Consider the following 16,983-nt stretch of genomic DNA (forward strand, 5'->3'; position numbering starts at 1 on the left):
TCATGACTGAATTGATTAATCTTCGCCAATTTCGAAAACAAAAAAAACGTACAGAAAAATCTCTTCGTGCTGAGCAAAATCGTTATCGTTTTGGACGAACAAAAACTGAAAAAAATTTTGAGCAACAAAAATCTTTAAAAACGCAAAAATTTCTTGATCAAAATCGTTTACGAAACGACGAATAAAGGTGAAAAAATGCACGAAAATAATTCTATCGATTGGTCAAAAGTCATTCCACGAAAGATATCTGTTCGCGTTGATGGACACGCAACAAGCGTCTCTTTAGAACCACCATTTTTAGATATTCTAAAAGATATAGCCCGCCAAAAAGGACAATCTTTAGCCTTTATTATCACCGATATTGATAGCAAAAGACCACAACAAGTAAATCTTTCGGCTTCGTTACGCGTTTATGCCCTTCAAAGCGTTCTCACCCAGCGCCTTTAATGTTTGTGCTTATTTTTTTACGTTCTCTTTCTGTCTGTTTAACTGAAACTGTTGTGACTTTTTAAGAGAAGTTCTTTTAATCTAGAACTTCAATAAAAAAAAGACTACAAAAGAGAGATAATGAGTAATTTTTCTGATCACAACATACCTTTCTTTGAAGAAGATTCCCCTCCAGACCATGATAAGAAGAGCTCTGGTTTTTTCTCCCATACTCTAAAAGAACAAAAATCATATAACACAGATTATTTAGAACAACTCAATCCAGAACAGCAACAAGCTGTTATGAATACTGAGGGACCTCTTTTAGTTCTTGCAGGTGCTGGTACAGGAAAAACGCGCGTTTTAACAACCCGTATTTCTCACATTTTACGCTCTGGACTTGCCTCTCCTCAGCAAATACTTGCTGTCACTTTCACCAACAAAGCAGCACGTGAAATGAAAATACGTATTGGTGAACTTATTGGAGAAGTTGTTGAAGGTATGCCTTGGCTTGGAACCTTTCATTCCACTGGCGCTAAAATTTTACGCCGTCACGCAGAACTTGTTGATTTAAAAAGAAACTTTACAATTCTCGATAGCGATGATGTTCTTCGACTTTTAAAACAGCTTATTCAAGCTGAAGGATTAGACGATAAGCGTTGGCCCGCACGAAACCTTGCCATGATGATTGATTCTTGGAAAAATCAAGGACTTTCACCAAAACATATCTCAAAAAGTGATGCTCATTCCTTTGGTAACGGCATGGGACGTGAACTTTATCACAATTATCAAAATCGATTAAAAGATCTTAATGCTTGTGATTTTGGTGACCTTCTACTTCATTCTATCTCTATCTTCCAACATAATCCAGATATTCTTCGCGAATATCATTCTCAATTTCGTTATATTCTTGTCGATGAATATCAAGATACAAATACAGCACAATATCTTTGGCTTCGCCTTTTGGCCCAACATCCTCAAGGTCAACATGTTAATCTTTGTTGTGTTGGCGATGATGATCAATCCATTTATGGATGGCGTGGTGCAAAAGTCGAAAACATATTACGTTTTGAAAAAGATTTTCCTTCTGCTAAAATTATTCGTCTAGAACGCAATTATCGCTCAACATCCCATATTCTCAAAACCGCCTCCCATCTCATTGCTCATAATGAAGAAAGGCTGGGAAAAGTCCTTTTTTCTGCTCAAATAAAGAGTGAGGAAGAAAAGGTAAAAATTCATTCAGCATGGGATTCGGCAGAAGAAGCACGAGCAATCGGAGAAGAAATCGAACGCGCACAACAAACCGGTCATGCATTAAATCATATGGCTATATTGGTACGCGCATCATTTCAAATGCGTGAATTTGAAGATCGCTTTGTAACACTTGGCCTTAATTATCGCGTCATTGGTGGTCCTCGTTTTTATGAACGAATGGAAATACGTGATGCCATGGCTTATTTACGCGTTGTTGTCCAACCTACTGATGATTTAGCTTTTGAGCGTGTTATTAATACACCAAAACGCGGCATAGGAGATGCAACCCTGCGCATTCTTTATGAGAGTGCACGTGCACGTGCTGTTCCTCTCTTTTCTGCTGCCGCTGACATCATTGAAACAGATGAATTAAAGCCTAAGGCGCGCAGTGCGTTACGAAGCCTCATTGAAAGCTTCCGCCGCTGGCAAAATATGCTTCAAGACACTCCTCATAGAGAACTTGCCGAGATCGTCCTTGATGATTCTGGTTATACAACCATGTGGTTAGAAGATCGCTCACCAGAGGCTCCTACAAGACTAGAAAATCTTAAAGAAATGATTCGTTCCATGGAACAATTTGAAAATCTTCAAAGTTTTTTGGAACATGTTGCACTCGTTATGGAAACGGAAAATAATGAAAATATGGATGCAGTCAACATCATGACACTTCATTCAGCCAAAGGACTTGAATTTGAAACAGTTTTTCTTCCAGGTTGGGAAGAAGGACTCTTTCCCCACCAACGCTCATTAGATGAAGGTGGACGTTCAGGATTAGAAGAAGAACGGCGCCTTGCTTACGTAGGTCTAACAAGAGCAAAAAAACATTTGCATATATGGTTTGTATCTAATCGAAGAATTCATGGACTTTGGCAACCTGCTCTTCCCTCCCGTTTTCTAGATGAATTACCAGCAGAACATATAGAAGTTGTAGAAATGGAAACATCCTATGGTGGTTATGGAAAATCTTCCTTTCAACATCACGATTCCTTTTATACTGACTATGCAACAGCAAGACAAAAGCGTGCACAAAAAAACAAGAATATTGAAGGGAAAGTTATCTCTCAATCAATCTCTCATGCACCATCAGATTTTTCTGTCAATGATCGGATTTTTCACATAAAATTTGGTTATGGTCATATTACAGCAATAGACGATCATAAATTGACAATAATGTTCGAAAAAGCCGGAGAAAAGCGTGTACTAGACAATTTTGTAAACAAAGCTTAATTACAAGTAAACCACGATCAGTTTTTTCAAGAAACCACTTTATTTTATTCTGAATGTCATTTCCATTTACGAACAAAGGCTTCAATGGGCAAATTTTGCATATCAGGCAATGCGTTGTGAATTTTATCAAGCGGCCAATCCCACCAAGCCATATCTAAAAGGCATTCTATCACATTATTGGGAAAACGCATCCGCAACCGTTTAGCAGGCACCCCAACGACAATCGTATAAGGCAAAACATCTTTCGTTATAACAGCGTTCGCGCCAATGATAGCGCCATGACCAATAGTCACCCCAGGCATAATAACCGCACCATATCCAATCCACACATCATGCCCAATAATAACACGTTTTGCACAACGCCTTTCACGAAAACCACTATCTAATGCCATATAACGAAAATATTCGTTTGGACGATAGGTTATTTTATGCGTTGAAACGCGCTCCATAGGATGCTCCAACGCATTCATCCGTACATGAGATGCAATAGAACAAAAACGCCCAATATCGCTATAAATAGCCTCACTATTACGTTCTAAATAAGAAAAATCTCCAACGGTTACATCCCGTAAAATCACCCGCTCATTAATTTCCACATAGCGCCCTAATTTACAACCATGCAGCCGTGCCGTCGTATGGATACGAGGCTCACTTTCATGAAACCGAAGATCGTTCTCAATATTCATGCATCTTTCACCAATGTTTCATCATAGATATGGAAAGACATACCAATCAAGCCAATAAAATCAACCATGAAACACACATTGCAAAACAAACCTGCCGATGTTACAATTTCTCGATCTATTTAAGAGAGTCAAACTATGAAAAATGTAATACGCATCTTGGGGCTGACAATCATATTTCTTGCAGGTGTTTTTATTTATGATACGCTGACAAATAAGCCTTTAGGTGATAACTTTACTCTCACTGATTCTAATGGAAAAAATATTACTGAGGCTGATGTTCGAAGCAAGCCTTCAATAATTTTTTTCGGCTTCACTATGTGTCCTGAAAGCTGCCCTACCACACTGATGAATCTTGATCGATGGCTTACAGCCCTTGGGCCTGAAGCTGATAAATTAGGTATATGGTTTGTGACTGTTGATCCTGAACGAGACACACCAAAAGTACTCCATGATTATCTCAGTAATTTTAACAATAAAATTGTTGGCATCAGCGGAGATCCTGAAAAAGTTCATAAAATGGTCAATTCTTTCAACATCGTTGCTGAAAAAGTCCCTGAAACAGATGGAAACTATACATATAACCATACAGCAGCAATTTTTTTACTCAAAAAAGGTGGAAAATTAGCTGGCGTTATCCGTTATGACACGAAAGAAAGCGATAGCGAATTAAAAGATGAAATCGCCATTGAACGGTTAAAAAAACTCATCTTAAACTAAAAAAACCGATCAAAAGAAAGAACAGCATGTCGCAACAAATTCGCCTCTATTATACTGCTTCTAAAAATGAAGCAGAACGGTTCTATACCCTTATAGAAACAGCCTTTGACGAAGAAGGGTATCCTCTTGCTCTTACAGAGATAGATGAACAAAATGCTGTATATGAGCTTTCTCTATATGTCGATCAAGACAATCAAGAGAACGCATTGAAACGTTTTGCTCAAATCCTTTCTATAGATTTTGATAAAATTAATATGGAAGTTTTACCCAACATTGATTGGGTACAAAAAAGCCTAGAAGGACTAAAACCTGTGCAAGCCGGTCCTTTTTTCCTTCATGGAAGTCACAACCGAAACGCCATTCCAGCAAATGTTCTCCCTATTGAAATTGAAGCTAATCAAGCTTTTGGCACCGGACATCATGGAACAACAGCCGGTTGTTTAGAAATGATTGCCAAAGTCATGAAACACGAAAATCCCAAAAATGCCCTTGATCTTGGTACTGGGAGCGGTGTACTAGCCATTGGCATAGCAATGCTCAAACCAATTACTGTTCTTGCATCCGATATTGACCCAATTGCTGTTCAAGTTGCACAACACAATATCGAATTCAATGGTGTCAAGGAATATATTACAGCTATTACAGCAACAGATTTTGCCCATGATGCAATTGCATCACGAACCCCTTTTGATCTCATCGTTGCCAATATCCTTGCTAATCCGCTTATTGAACTTGCGCAAGAAGTGGTAAAGGCACTTCAAAAAGGGGGATCACTTATACTCTCTGGAATTCTTGAAGAACAACATGCCCATGTTTTGGAGACTTATATAAAACAAGGAATGAAGCATATCGAAACATACCACCGGCAAGGATGGGTTACGATACATCTGAAATAAAAGAAAATAAAAGAAAAGGACGTCGTTATGTATCAATCTTTTGAGGCGACAACAAATCCTGCTTATGCAGCAGAACGCATTTCTTGCCTTCGTAAAGAACTCGATCACCTTGGACTCGATGGTTTTCTTGTTCCGCGGTGCGATGAGCATCAAGGAGAATATGTCCCCCCTCATGCTCAACGCCTTAGCTGGTTAACCGGCTTTACTGGATCAGCTGGGATTGCACTGATTTTAAAAAACAAAGCCATCATATTTACAGATGGGCGATATAAGCTCCAAGTTCGCCAACAAACTGATCCTGATATTTTTAATTATGAAGATCTCATAACTTGTCCTCCCTCACAATGGCTTGAAAAAAATGGTCAAAAACTTTCTATTGGCTTTGATCCATGGCTCCACACGATTGCTGCCACCGATGCATTGAGAAACGCATTAGAAATGAAAGCAGGTGGAAAACTTGTAGAAGTTCAACATAATCCCATTGATTTGCTCTGGCATAATCAACCAAAGTTACCACAATCTGCCTTATCAATTCACCCTCTCAAATATGCTGGGTGCGATACAGATGAAAAACTCGCTTTGATTTACAAAGATATACAGCAAACTCATGCAAATGCTTTTATTTTTACAGACCCCTCTTCCATTGCATGGACATTCAATATACGGGGCAATGATGTTTCCAACACGCCTTTTTCCCTTTGTTTTGCTCTCATTCCACTTAACGAAACACCAGCCTTATTCATTGACAGCAAAAAACTTGGTGTAGAACAGAAACAATATCTGAAACGTTATGCAAAATTATATGAACCAGAACAGCTTATTCCCAAGATCAAAGAGTATGTTCAAAAAGGGACCGTGTTTGCCTTAGATCCACAGCTAACATGCGAAAAATTACGAACTGTTATTGAAGAAAAAAATAGCTCTTTTATCACACTTACCGATCCTGCTGCTCTACCACGTGCCATTAAAAATGACACAGAACTCAATGGCGCACGCAAAGCGCATCTACGCGATGGTGTTGCCCTAACCCGTTTTTTTTCTTGGTTAGATAAACAAATACCAGGGTCAATAAGTGAAATTTCTGCTGCTCAAAAATTAGAAGAATTTCGCATAAATACAGCAAAAGAAATGGGAGAAAAACTTAAAGATCTTTCTTTTGATACAATTTCAGCAGCAGGAGAAAATGGCGCCATTATTCATTATCGTGTAACAACACAAACAAATAAACAACTCAATGCTGGTGAACTTTATCTTGTTGATTCAGGTGGCCAATATCGTGATGGAACGACAGATGTCACACGTACAGTAGCAATTGGGAATATTGGAGAAGAAGAAAAACGCTGTTTCACTCTTGTTCTCAAGGGCATGATTACTCTTTCAACTGCTTGCTTTCCCAAAAGAACCCGTGGACAAGACATTGATATTCTAGCACGCATTGCATTGTGGAAAGCTGGTTTTGATTATGCTCATGGCACCGGTCATGGTGTTGGGTCTTATCTTTCTGTTCATGAAGGACCACAAAATATTTCCCGCAAAGGATGCCAAGAACTCATCTCCGGTATGATTCTTTCAAACGAACCAGGATATTATCGCGAAGGTGCTTTTGGTATCCGTCTTGAAAATTTGATGATAGTAAAGCCAGCACAAAAAATTGATGGTGGAGATATAGAAATGCTTTCGTTTGAGACACTCACACATTGCCCCATTGATCGACGGTTAATCCTTCCAGAGCTTTTGACACAAGAAGAACGGCAATGGCTCAATGATTACCATGCGCGCGTTTATCAGATGAATGCACCTTACTTAAATGAAGAAGATAAAAAATGGGCAAAAGAAGCAACAATGCCCCTTTAAATGAAGCAACCTATAACTTTTACCCTTTCTACAAAAACAGCACCGTCTTTTTTTAGAGAAAAATATGTACTTGCGTCAGGAAATACAAAAAATATTTCTACAAGATACTTCACGTTTTTTCTGATATGGCAAACACTGACCTAGGTGAAGCAGAGTGAGATACGCCTGCACGTGGTTAATGCTTATTTTGGGTATTACCATCTAGACACTACCATATCCCTAGTTTCTTTATATGGAAACTCTCGTTATATTTTGTAATCCTTCGCATCGTATTTCTAAAACACCTATTATAACCAGCTTATTACGCTGTTTGGATTCAAAAATTCTGCATAATTTATTCGAATAAATTTTACCTTTTTGTTTGCTTCACAATGATAATTTATATTATTTTAATTCTTGAATCATTTTCAATAGTTGTAATTCATTATAATACATATTGCTACAATAAAATAGAATCTGCTATGAAATAAAATTAAGTATTTAGAATTAAAAGAAGGAGCATACTGATAACATCAGCGTTAAAGTTTTTTATTTATTTGCATAGTTAACAGTAAAATATTATTTTCTAGACTATTACTTACTGTTGAAAAAAAGTTACCCACAATATAGATAGTTTCCAACTACACAGTATAAAAACAACATATATGGAGGCATGTGTTTTGACCTGAATGTGTTATTCAGCTAAAAATTAACAACAATAACAGAGGATATGAAAAACTAGATAACACAAAAACAGTCACGTAAATAAAGAAGATTCAAACTCTCTACAGAGTTTTACAAATGCTCTGAAAAATACACAATAAAACGTGTATCTTATAGCTTGTTAGTTAACAAAATCTTAAGCACAGATCTTAGTAATCTATATCCTTTCCTTATCCAGTATTTTAGAAATAAAGTGACTATCCTAATGCGTATAATTTTATTTTGTTCCGTAATATTATTATTTGGATACTATATTGGGCCTTCTGTATTGAAGGAAATTACTAAATTTAAGCGAATTCCTATTGCTTTATTTTCTGAAAATCAAGTCATTACTCCAAATCAGTACGATAAATTATACGAAGAGTACGTAAAGACACAATATCCTGATAATATATACGAAGAGCGCCTAGAAATTGCAAAAAAATATCTGGATAATAAGAGTTATGGTGTATATCATGTTCTAAGCCGTGGGATGGTAGTACTAATTCCTGAAAATATAAATCTTATCCATGCGAAAGTTGTTTGGTGTGCATGCCTTGTGGACTTATTACAGGGAGAGTACAATAAAAAATTTCCAGCATTATCCCTACCTACCTACATACATAAGCTACGTTCTCAATATAATTGGAAAGAAAACGATTTCATTTGGGCAAAAAATTTGGTCATGAACTCGACAGATCCAATGTTTAGATACGCACGAATGGTATTTAATTCTGAAATATTCTCAATCCAAATACTAGCTCTAATAAACGAAATTTCCTATGCTGAGAAATTTGAGAGAGATGAAGGAAGTCAGGAAAAAAATTATGCTGCTAGACGCATTAGCGAATATCCGAAATTTTGTAATGAAATTGGACAAGTGTACCATCTAATAATGCCTGATAAGTATAGGTACCAGTAATCTTTTATAAATTCAACATAATAAACAACTCGCATTTATATCCCTTATTCATTTATAGCGGAATGTTTTATTATATTTTGTAATCTTCCGCGTTACATTTCTATTACGGCATTTTGGATTAAATTCTACATATTTGTTCAAAAATTTTACCTTTCTTCACAGTAATAATTTATATCTTTTACTAATAATAACCTTGCATATTCTTCATCATAATAGTTTAAGTTTAATATTTAAGTTCAACGTTAATTATTTTAATAACTTAATAAATATCAAAGTATATGGCGCTCTATTTTTGCAAAAAACAGCTCCTATTATCCCCTTTTTGATTTCATCCCCCCAAAAAATGTAAGAAAGATAATCATATCAACAGTATACGATCTTCTGGGAAACACCCTTTAAATATTATGTTTCTCAATCAGCTGTAGCCAAACCTCTTCATCGATAACCTCAACACCTAATTCTTCAGCTTTAGCCAATTTGGAGCCCGCTCCAGGTCCTGCAACAAGAAGATCTGTTTTTTTAGAAAGTGAACCAGATGTTTTAGCCCCTAATCGCTCTGCCAATGCTTTTGCTTCATCGCGTGACATATGCGACAAAGTTCCTGTAAAAACAATAATCTTCTCCGCTATTGGTGAAGAATCTGCTATGATAGGCTCTTCATCAAGAGGGGTTACTTCTTCAAGCAAAACAGATAAAATCTCACGGTTATGCGCTTCTTGATAAAAATCAACAATTGCGCTCCCTACCTGTGGTCCAATTCCTTCGATATTGGTAAGCTCCATCCAAGCCTCATTTCCTTCTTCATTTTTCTTATCACATGGCATAAGTGCTTCCATAGCCGCGATCTCAAAAGCTGTATAATTTTTATAAGCACGTGCAAGGCGGCGTGCATTCACTTCGCCAACATGACGAATCCCCAATGCAAACAAAAAACGGCTCAAAGGAATTTCTCGGCGCGCATTAATGGCATCATACAATTTCCGCACTGAAACAGTACCAAAACCTTCCATATTTTCCAAACGTATCAAAGATTTTTCTTGGCGCCGTTGTAACGTAAAAATATCGGCTGGTGTATGAATACAAAGCGCTTCATCTTGAACATGGAAAAAGAACTCCACTTGTTTTTTACCCAAGCCCTCAATATCAAAAGCATTGCGTGAAACAAAATGACGAATACGTTCAATCGCTTGTGCCGGACAAATAAGCCCCCCTGTACAGCGACGCACGGCTTCTCCCACTTCACGAACAGCATGACTCCCACAAGCTGGGCACAAATGAGGAAAAATAAAAACAGCAGCATCTTTCGGGCGTTTTTCAATGATAACATCAATAACTTGAGGGATCACATCACCAGCACGTTGTACAATCACGCTATCGCCTACACGGATATCACGTCCTTCACGAATGGGCTCTCCTTTATGACCAATTCCCTTAATATAATCCTCATTATGCAAACTAGCATTGGTCACCACCACTCCACCAACAGTAATAGGCGTAAGACGTGCAACAGGTGTCAAAGCTCCCGTGCGACCAACTTGAATGTCAATATCTTCCAAAAGCGCTATCGCTTTTTCTGCTGGAAATTTATGGGCGATAGCCCAACGCGGCGAACGAGAAACAAACCCCAAACGCTTTTGGAGCATCAAATCATTAACCTTATAAACAATGCCATCAATATCATAGCTTAAAGAATGACGGCATTCTTCGATATCGTGATAATACGAAATAATTTCTTTTACTGTCTTAAAGACTTTTGTTAATGGATTGATAACAAAGCCATATTCTTTTAGCTTTTTCATCATCTCCATTTGACTTTCTGCCAATATTTCACTCACCTCACCACAAGCATAAGCAAAAAATTGAAGTTTTCTGCTAGCGGTTATCCGTGAATCAAGCTGACGGAGTGAACCAGCCGCCGCATTTCGAGGATTGGCAAAAGTTAACTTTCCCTTCTCTTGTTGGCTGATATTCAGTGCTTGGAAATCTTCCCGCCCCATATAAACTTCACCGCGAACCTCAATGATATCAGGAAAATCACTTTGTAAAACTTGTGGAATATCAGCAATTGTTCGGGCATTTGCCGTCACATTTTCACCGACAGTTCCATCCCCACGCGTTGCCGCACGCACAAGCCGCCCCTTTTCGTAGCGTAAAGACAAAGATAAACCATCAATTTTTGGCTCCGCTGTTATTTCTAACACTTGTGTTTCTGGAAGCCGTAAAAAACGACGAATACGCTCAACAAATTCACTAACATCTTCAGAGCTAAACGCATTATCAAGTGAAAGCATAGGCTGTGCATGAACAGATTTTTCAAACTTTTCAGAAATTGGTGCCCCAATTTTATGTGAAGGAGAATCAATACGTATAAGCTCTGGAAAAAGAGCTTCAATTTCTGCATTACGGCGGCGCAAAGCATCATATTCTGCATCAGAAATTTCAGGCTGATCATCACGATTATAAAGCACATCATGACGTGCAATTTCTTTTGCCAACCACTCTAATTCACGTTCTGCTTCAACAGCTGTGAGATTTTTATCTGCATCTTTGTTCATAAAATCTATTCCAAATTACAAGCACTGCCACAAGGATTTCCACACGCATCCTCATCAAGTGAATCTCAATAAATTCAAGCTTTCCAGTATTTTTATCGCTGACTAATTACCTTTATGCTAGAAGCTTTTGAGCCGCTGCACGCGCTTCTTCAGTAATCTGTTCTCCAGCCAACATACGGGCAATTTCTTCTGCACGCTCATGCTCTTCCATTTTATGAATCGCAGTAACAAAGCGTCCTTTATCATGACTCTCAATTTTTGAAATAAGAAAATGACCATGCGCTTTCGATGCAACCTGTGGAGCATGCGTAATAGCGAAAACTTGGACATGTTCTGATAAGCGTTGCAACCGTTGCCCAATAGCCGCTGCAACAGCCCCCCCAACGCCTGTATCAATTTCATCAAAAATCAGCGTCGGTGCTGATCCTCGATCAGATAAAACAACTTTTAATGCCAGCAAAAAACGAGATAATTCACCGCCAGAAGCCACACTAAGCATGGGACCGGCCCGTGTGCCAGGATTTGTTCGTACCCAATATTCAACACGATCACATCCCTCTGCACTCCGCTTCTCCGTATCACTTTGCATTTCAACAATAAATTCAGCCCTCTCTAATTTCAATGCCGGTAGCTCAGTCATCACGCTTTCAGACAAGTACTTTGCAACCTCTTGACGTTTTATTGACAACGCCTGCGCTAACATATCATATTTTTTTTGTGCTTGTCTTGCCTCATCTTCAAAGCGTGTCAATATAGTCTGAGCCTCTTCAAAATCAGCGAGTTCTGCATCCATTTTATCGCGTAACTGAATCAATTCATCCGCTGAAACTTGATATTTACGAGCAAAACCCCGAAGAGAAAAAAGACGCTCTTCTATCCGTTCCAATTCATCAGGTTCAAAATCTAATGCTCGTATTGCCGTCTCAATACCTTCTTGTGCTGTTGCAAGTGCATGCAATGCCTCATCAATAGATTTCACCACTGGTACAATAAGTTCTTGCGCCTCAGGAATTTTCCGCTCCAAACGCCTCACCAAATTAGAAAGTACTGGGATTGGTGATTTTTGACCCGTTAAAAGATCATCCGCTTCTTTAATATCTGTCGCTATTTTTTCTAATTTAAGCATATCAGCACGACGAAGAGAAAGAGCTTCCTCTTCACCAACTTTAAAATCAAGCTTTTCAAGCTCTTCTACACACGCACGAAGATAATCAACCTCACGTACGGCACTCTCTACTTTAAGACGCTGTCGTTGCAAACGCTCCTCAAATTCACGCCATGAGTGATAACACTGACGCAAATTTTCCACTTCATCTTCAAGACCACCAAAAGCATCTAATAATTGGCGATGTGTAGCAACATCAACAAGCGCACGATCATCATGTTGTCCATGGATTTCAACCAGCAAACGGCCAACACTCCGCATCAATGCAACACTAGACACCTGATCATTGATAAAAACACGGCTACGTCCATCACTTGATTGCACACGTCGTAAAATAATATCACCCTCATCATCAAGACCATTCTCACGAATAAGTTGACGTGCAGGATGTGAAACAGACACATCAAAAACAGCTGTGACCTGCCCGCGGTCAGCACCATGACGCACAAGCGAAGCATCACCCCGCCCCCCTAGAGCAAGTGATAAAGCATCAAGGAGAATAGACTTCCCCGCACCTGTTTCTCCAGTTAAAACCGTCAACCCCGCCGTAAAATGAATATCAAGCGTTTCGATCAAAACAATATTATGAATCGAAAGCTGTACCAACATAGAGAATCAACGTACCCTCTTCTTATCACCACCTAAAGCATTTGAGATCCAAGAAGATTTATGCTCACGTGGCGATATTTTATTCTTCTGCAAGAGATTATAAGAAAATTTATACCACTCACTTTTGGGATAATTACGTCCTAAAATAGCTGCTGCCGTCTGTGCTTCCGCCGTTAAGCCGAGAGCAAGATTAACCTCAGTCAAGCGGAAAAGCGCTTCTTCAATTTGATTTGTATCAGAATACTCTTCAACCACGGTACGAAACCGTCTACTTGCCGCAAGGTAACGCCGACCCTCTTCATAATAACGGCCAATCTGCATTTCTTTACCAGCCAGCTGTTCGCGACCAAAACGGATTTTATCCTTAGCATCCTTGACATACTCAGAATTAGGATAACGCTCTATAAGAAGCTGCATAGCAGCAATAGCACGTTTCGTATCACGTTGATCACGTGTAACATCAGGAATCCGACGGAAAGAAGAAAGACCAATAATATAGTACGCATAAGCCGAGTCAGTCGACCCTGGATAAAGAGTAATATAGCGTTGAGCCATACTAATTGAATCATCATACTTTCCGAGTCGATAATTAGTAAAAGCACCCATGACCAAAGATTTACGCCCCCAGTCTGTATAAGCGTACTGTTTTTCAATCTTCAAAAACTTCTTCGATGCATCCCCAAGCCGCCCACTTTCAAGGCTAGCAAGCGCCTGATTATAGAGAACATCTGGTGGCTCTATTTTCAAAACATAAGCAGATGGATCAAGGGTATTTTTCTCTTTAAAGAGACATCCCGCTAACATACAGGTGCTTCCTAAAAGTATCACCCCCAATATCTTGCGTACAATGTTAGATTTTCTATATGTCATATTTCCAATGCACACATGAGATTTTTTCATAGTTTTTCCGGCCTCCAGAGAATATCACCTTGTAGCAAAAACAATTTATTAAAGTTTTTATACCATATCACTTTAAAATCCACATAACCAATTTAGCAGTTTAGGTCAATCATCCCCTTAAAAATCAAATAAACGATAAAAAAATCTTGTCAATTTTTTTACTCTTTCTCTAAAAAGCTTTTTTCGTAATATGATTCGTCCGCCAAAACAGCTTTCACCAATTGCGCATTAATTCTATGCCCACTACAATAAGAACGAAATAATCCAATAAAAGGTGCTCCCAGCAAAGCAGTATCACCAATCGCATCAAGCATCTTGTGCCGAACACATTCATTCTCCCAATAAGGACCATCGGGATTTAAAATTTTATCATTAAGGTCGATAACAAGAGAATTTTCCAAAGAAGCACCTCTCACCTTTCCAGAAAGCCTTAATTCTTCCACGTCTTTGATAAAACCAAAAGTGCGCGCACGTGACAAATCATCCCTAAACCCTCGTGTGGTAAGATCAAAACTGAAATGTTGCTTACCAATAGCAGAAGAAGGAAAAGAGATCGTTATATCAAAACGACGTCCATCGAATGGCAAAAGCTCTGCAACACCATGAGCTCCTTCAACTTGCACCGGCTTTTTTATAATGAAATAAGAACGCAACGCATTTTGCTGTACAATACCAACATCTTCAAAAGCTTGGCAATATAGCCACGCTGAACCATCCAAAATAGGAATCTCATTATGTGACACTTCAATAACAAGATTATCCAAATTATAAGCAGCAATTGCTGCCATCAAATGTTCAATTGTTTCAACCCTTACATCTCCATCTCCAAGTACTGTTGATAATTCAGTTTCTCCTGTTTGCGATGCATGAGCTTGAAATATTTTCTCTGTTCCGTCTAATCCACAACGCTTAAAAACAATACCACACCCAACATCCGCTGGACAAACCTTTACCACTGACAAACAGCCACTGTGAACGCCAATCCCCTTAAATGTTACTGCTTTTTTAAGAGTAGACTGATATTTTGGTACTAAATTCATCATAATCATTTTATTAAATTGCTTGTACATCTTTTAACAAAATTTATAAAATTATAAAGAATATTCATAGTAAATAATAAAAAAAACCGCTTATAATAAGCGGTTTTTTTTAAAACAAAGTATTTTATCCAAAAAACAGCAATATATTTTACTGTATAATTTTTGACTGATCATTAAAGAAATAATAAATTTTCTTACTTTGCCTCACTTTTCATCAATTAATTTGCCTGGCGACGTAAAAATGCTGGTATTTCCAACTGATCTTCTTCACTTATAAAAGTACGTTGATCTTGTGGTACCTGAGGGTGCAGCTCACCAGAACGACGTGGAACATACACAGAAGCATCTTGAGAAAGCGCCTGAGAATTTTTATTGTAAACATGAGACTCTTTCTGCTGAGACGATCTAACAGCAGGCTCCAGCCTCGCTTCTGGCTCAGTTTCTTCACGATGTGTCAAGCTCTGTTTCAAACGCTGCCAAAGATTACGAGGACCTTGATCAGTCACAAATGTTCTTTGACTTTGTCCATGAGCAACAGGAGGAAAATCCTTTAACTCAGGCATACGCATTGGAGCGCGCGCTTGCATTTGTTGCATTTGTTTTGGTTGCACTGGCTTTTCTTTTTGCTTCACAACCCCTGTCATCTCATCAAGAACATGTGCTGTTGCCTCCATACTCACAGGAGCCGTCATCGCCTGTTGAGAACCACGGCTTACTTGCATACGAGGCACATTGGATCTCTGTTCCTGAACAGCATTTGAACCATACGCAACAGCATTCGTGGCACTTCGTGTCGTCATTGCTTCTGCAGGTTGTGCAAAAATTTGACTTTTGGGACGGAACTGTTCTCCGGTTGATTTACCCTTCTCTATTTCAAGTGATTCGATCACTTCTACCATTGACTCAGAACGCAGAGGCGATGACTGAACATGAAAAGAACTGTGTGACGTTCCAGGATCGCTCTTGCGTATTGAAGAAGCAGGTCTTTGAATCTGAGGATGAGAGGACTGAACAACATCACTAACTTCACGATCAATACCGGTGGCAACCACAGAAACACGAATAACACCTTCCAATGACTCATCATCAATAGCGCCAAAGATCACATTCGCATCAGCATCCACTTCTTCACGAATACGATTAGCAGCTTCATCAACCTCAAAGAGAGTCATATCACGACCACCCGTAATAGAAATCAATAAACCACGCGCCCCACGCATAGAGGTATCATCCAACAGTGGGTTTGCAATAGCAGCTTCAGCCGCAGCCAAAGCACGCCCATCACCAGATGCCTCACCCGTTCCCATCATGGCTCGCCCCATTTCGTGCATAACAGAACGAACATCAGCAAAATCAAGGTTAATTAAACCCTCTTTAATCATCAAATCCGTAATGGAAGCAACACCAGAATAAAGCACTTGGTCAGCCATAGCAAAAGCATCAGCAAACGTTGTCTTATCATTTGCAATACGGAAAAGATTTTGATTGGGTATAACAATCAATGTATCGACAGACTTTTGTAATTCTTCAATACCAGCCTCTGCCGTTTTCATACGACGTGCGCCTTCAAACTGAAACGGCTTTGTCACAACACCAACAGTCAAAATACCTTTTTCACGCGCTGCGCGAGCAACAACGGGAGCAGCTCCTGTTCCAGTTCCTCCCCCCATACCAGCAGTAATGAAAACCATATGAGAGTCTGCAAGATGATCAATAATTTCATCAATACATTCCTCTGCCGCCGCTTGTCCAACTTCCGGCAAAGCCCCAGCACCCAAACCTTCTGTCACAGCTGCCCCAAGTTGGATAACACGTTCAGCCTTTGACATAGCCAAAGCCTGTGCATCCGTATTTGCAACAACAAAGTCAACTCCCTGAAGACCAGCATTTATCATATTATTCACGGCATTCCCGCCACCACCTCCAACACCAAAAACGGTAATGCGTGGCTTCAATTCCGCGATATCTGGCCGATGCAGATTAATCGTCATTTTCTTTTCCTTCTCATAAGACACCGCAAGCCAAAGCGATGAAATTTATCCAACTAGACT

At 39.1% G+C, this 16,983-nt stretch carries 13 protein-coding genes; 7 read left to right on the forward strand and 6 right to left on the reverse strand.

Going from position 1 to position 16,983, the window contains the following annotated elements:
* Window positions 1-2 precede the first annotated feature (2 nt).
* The 3 genes from ACFIK0_RS05060 (at window position 3) to ACFIK0_RS05070 (ending at window position 2,907) form a co-directional block, all read left to right on the forward strand.
* On the forward strand, window positions 3-185 hold the full coding sequence (locus ACFIK0_RS05060) for a DUF4169 family protein (RefSeq protein ID WP_273790763.1): 183 nt from the start codon (window positions 3-5) through the stop codon (window positions 183-185).
* Window positions 186-195: 10 nt separating this feature from the next.
* Entirely contained in the window at window positions 196-447 is a 252-nt protein-coding gene (locus ACFIK0_RS05065) for a ribbon-helix-helix domain-containing protein (protein ID WP_273790764.1), read from the forward strand.
* A gap of 120 nt (window positions 448-567) precedes the next feature.
* Complete coding sequence (locus ACFIK0_RS05070; RefSeq protein ID WP_375637651.1) at window positions 568-2,907, forward strand: ATP-dependent helicase; 2,340 nt, start codon at window positions 568-570, stop codon at window positions 2,905-2,907.
* A gap of 56 nt (window positions 2,908-2,963) precedes the next feature.
* Here ACFIK0_RS05070 and ACFIK0_RS05075 read toward each other — a convergent pair whose 3' ends face one another.
* On the reverse strand, window positions 2,964-3,593 hold the full coding sequence (locus ACFIK0_RS05075) for a DapH/DapD/GlmU-related protein (protein WP_375643457.1): 630 nt from the start codon (window positions 3,591-3,593) through the stop codon (window positions 2,964-2,966).
* 135 nt (window positions 3,594-3,728) lie between these two features.
* On the opposite strand from ACFIK0_RS05075, the gene ACFIK0_RS05080 reads away from it, so the two are divergent.
* The 4 genes from ACFIK0_RS05080 to ACFIK0_RS05095 all read left to right on the forward strand — a co-directional run bounded on the left by ACFIK0_RS05080 (window position 3,729) and on the right by ACFIK0_RS05095 (window position 8,663).
* Window positions 3,729-4,310: an SCO family protein gene (locus tag ACFIK0_RS05080; RefSeq protein WP_273790767.1), complete on the forward strand. Its 582-nt coding sequence runs from the start codon at window positions 3,729-3,731 to the stop codon at window positions 4,308-4,310.
* 26 nt (window positions 4,311-4,336) lie between these two features.
* A complete protein-coding gene (locus ACFIK0_RS05085) occupies window positions 4,337-5,206 on the forward strand; it encodes a 50S ribosomal protein L11 methyltransferase (RefSeq protein WP_273790768.1) in 870 nt (289 codons plus the stop codon).
* A gap of 27 nt (window positions 5,207-5,233) precedes the next feature.
* Window positions 5,234-7,060: an aminopeptidase P family protein gene (locus ACFIK0_RS05090; RefSeq protein WP_375663608.1), complete on the forward strand. Its 1,827-nt coding sequence runs from the start codon at window positions 5,234-5,236 to the stop codon at window positions 7,058-7,060.
* A gap of 907 nt (window positions 7,061-7,967) precedes the next feature.
* Window positions 7,968-8,663, forward strand: a complete 696-nt coding sequence (locus ACFIK0_RS05095; protein ID WP_375663609.1) for a hypothetical protein — start codon at window positions 7,968-7,970, stop codon at window positions 8,661-8,663.
* Between the two features lie 395 nt (window positions 8,664-9,058).
* Here ACFIK0_RS05095 and ligA read toward each other — a convergent pair whose 3' ends face one another.
* From ligA to ftsZ, 5 genes are all read right to left on the reverse strand, one after another.
* On the reverse strand, window positions 9,059-11,218 hold the full coding sequence (gene ligA / locus ACFIK0_RS05100) for an NAD-dependent DNA ligase LigA (RefSeq protein ID WP_375663610.1): 2,160 nt from the start codon (window positions 11,216-11,218) through the stop codon (window positions 9,059-9,061).
* Window positions 11,219-11,330: 112 nt separating this feature from the next.
* A complete protein-coding gene (recN, locus tag ACFIK0_RS05105) occupies window positions 11,331-12,992 on the reverse strand; it encodes a DNA repair protein RecN (RefSeq protein WP_375663611.1) in 1,662 nt (553 codons plus the stop codon).
* A gap of 6 nt (window positions 12,993-12,998) precedes the next feature.
* Window positions 12,999-13,892, reverse strand: coding sequence for an outer membrane protein assembly factor BamD (locus tag ACFIK0_RS05110; protein WP_375663612.1), 894 nt, complete (start codon window positions 13,890-13,892; stop codon window positions 12,999-13,001).
* Window positions 13,893-14,050: 158 nt separating this feature from the next.
* On the reverse strand, window positions 14,051-14,935 hold the full coding sequence (gene lpxC / locus ACFIK0_RS05115; protein ID WP_375663623.1) for a UDP-3-O-acyl-N-acetylglucosamine deacetylase: 885 nt from the start codon (window positions 14,933-14,935) through the stop codon (window positions 14,051-14,053).
* Between the two features lie 215 nt (window positions 14,936-15,150).
* Window positions 15,151-16,923 (reverse strand): cell division protein FtsZ, encoded by a 1,773-nt coding sequence (ftsZ, locus tag ACFIK0_RS05120; RefSeq protein WP_375660020.1) that lies wholly within the window; start codon window positions 16,921-16,923, stop codon window positions 15,151-15,153.
* Window positions 16,924-16,983 lie beyond the last annotated feature (60 nt).

This window comes from Bartonella sp. CL63NXGY (assembly GCF_042194905.1).
Classification (GTDB): domain Bacteria; phylum Pseudomonadota; class Alphaproteobacteria; order Rhizobiales; family Rhizobiaceae; genus Bartonella.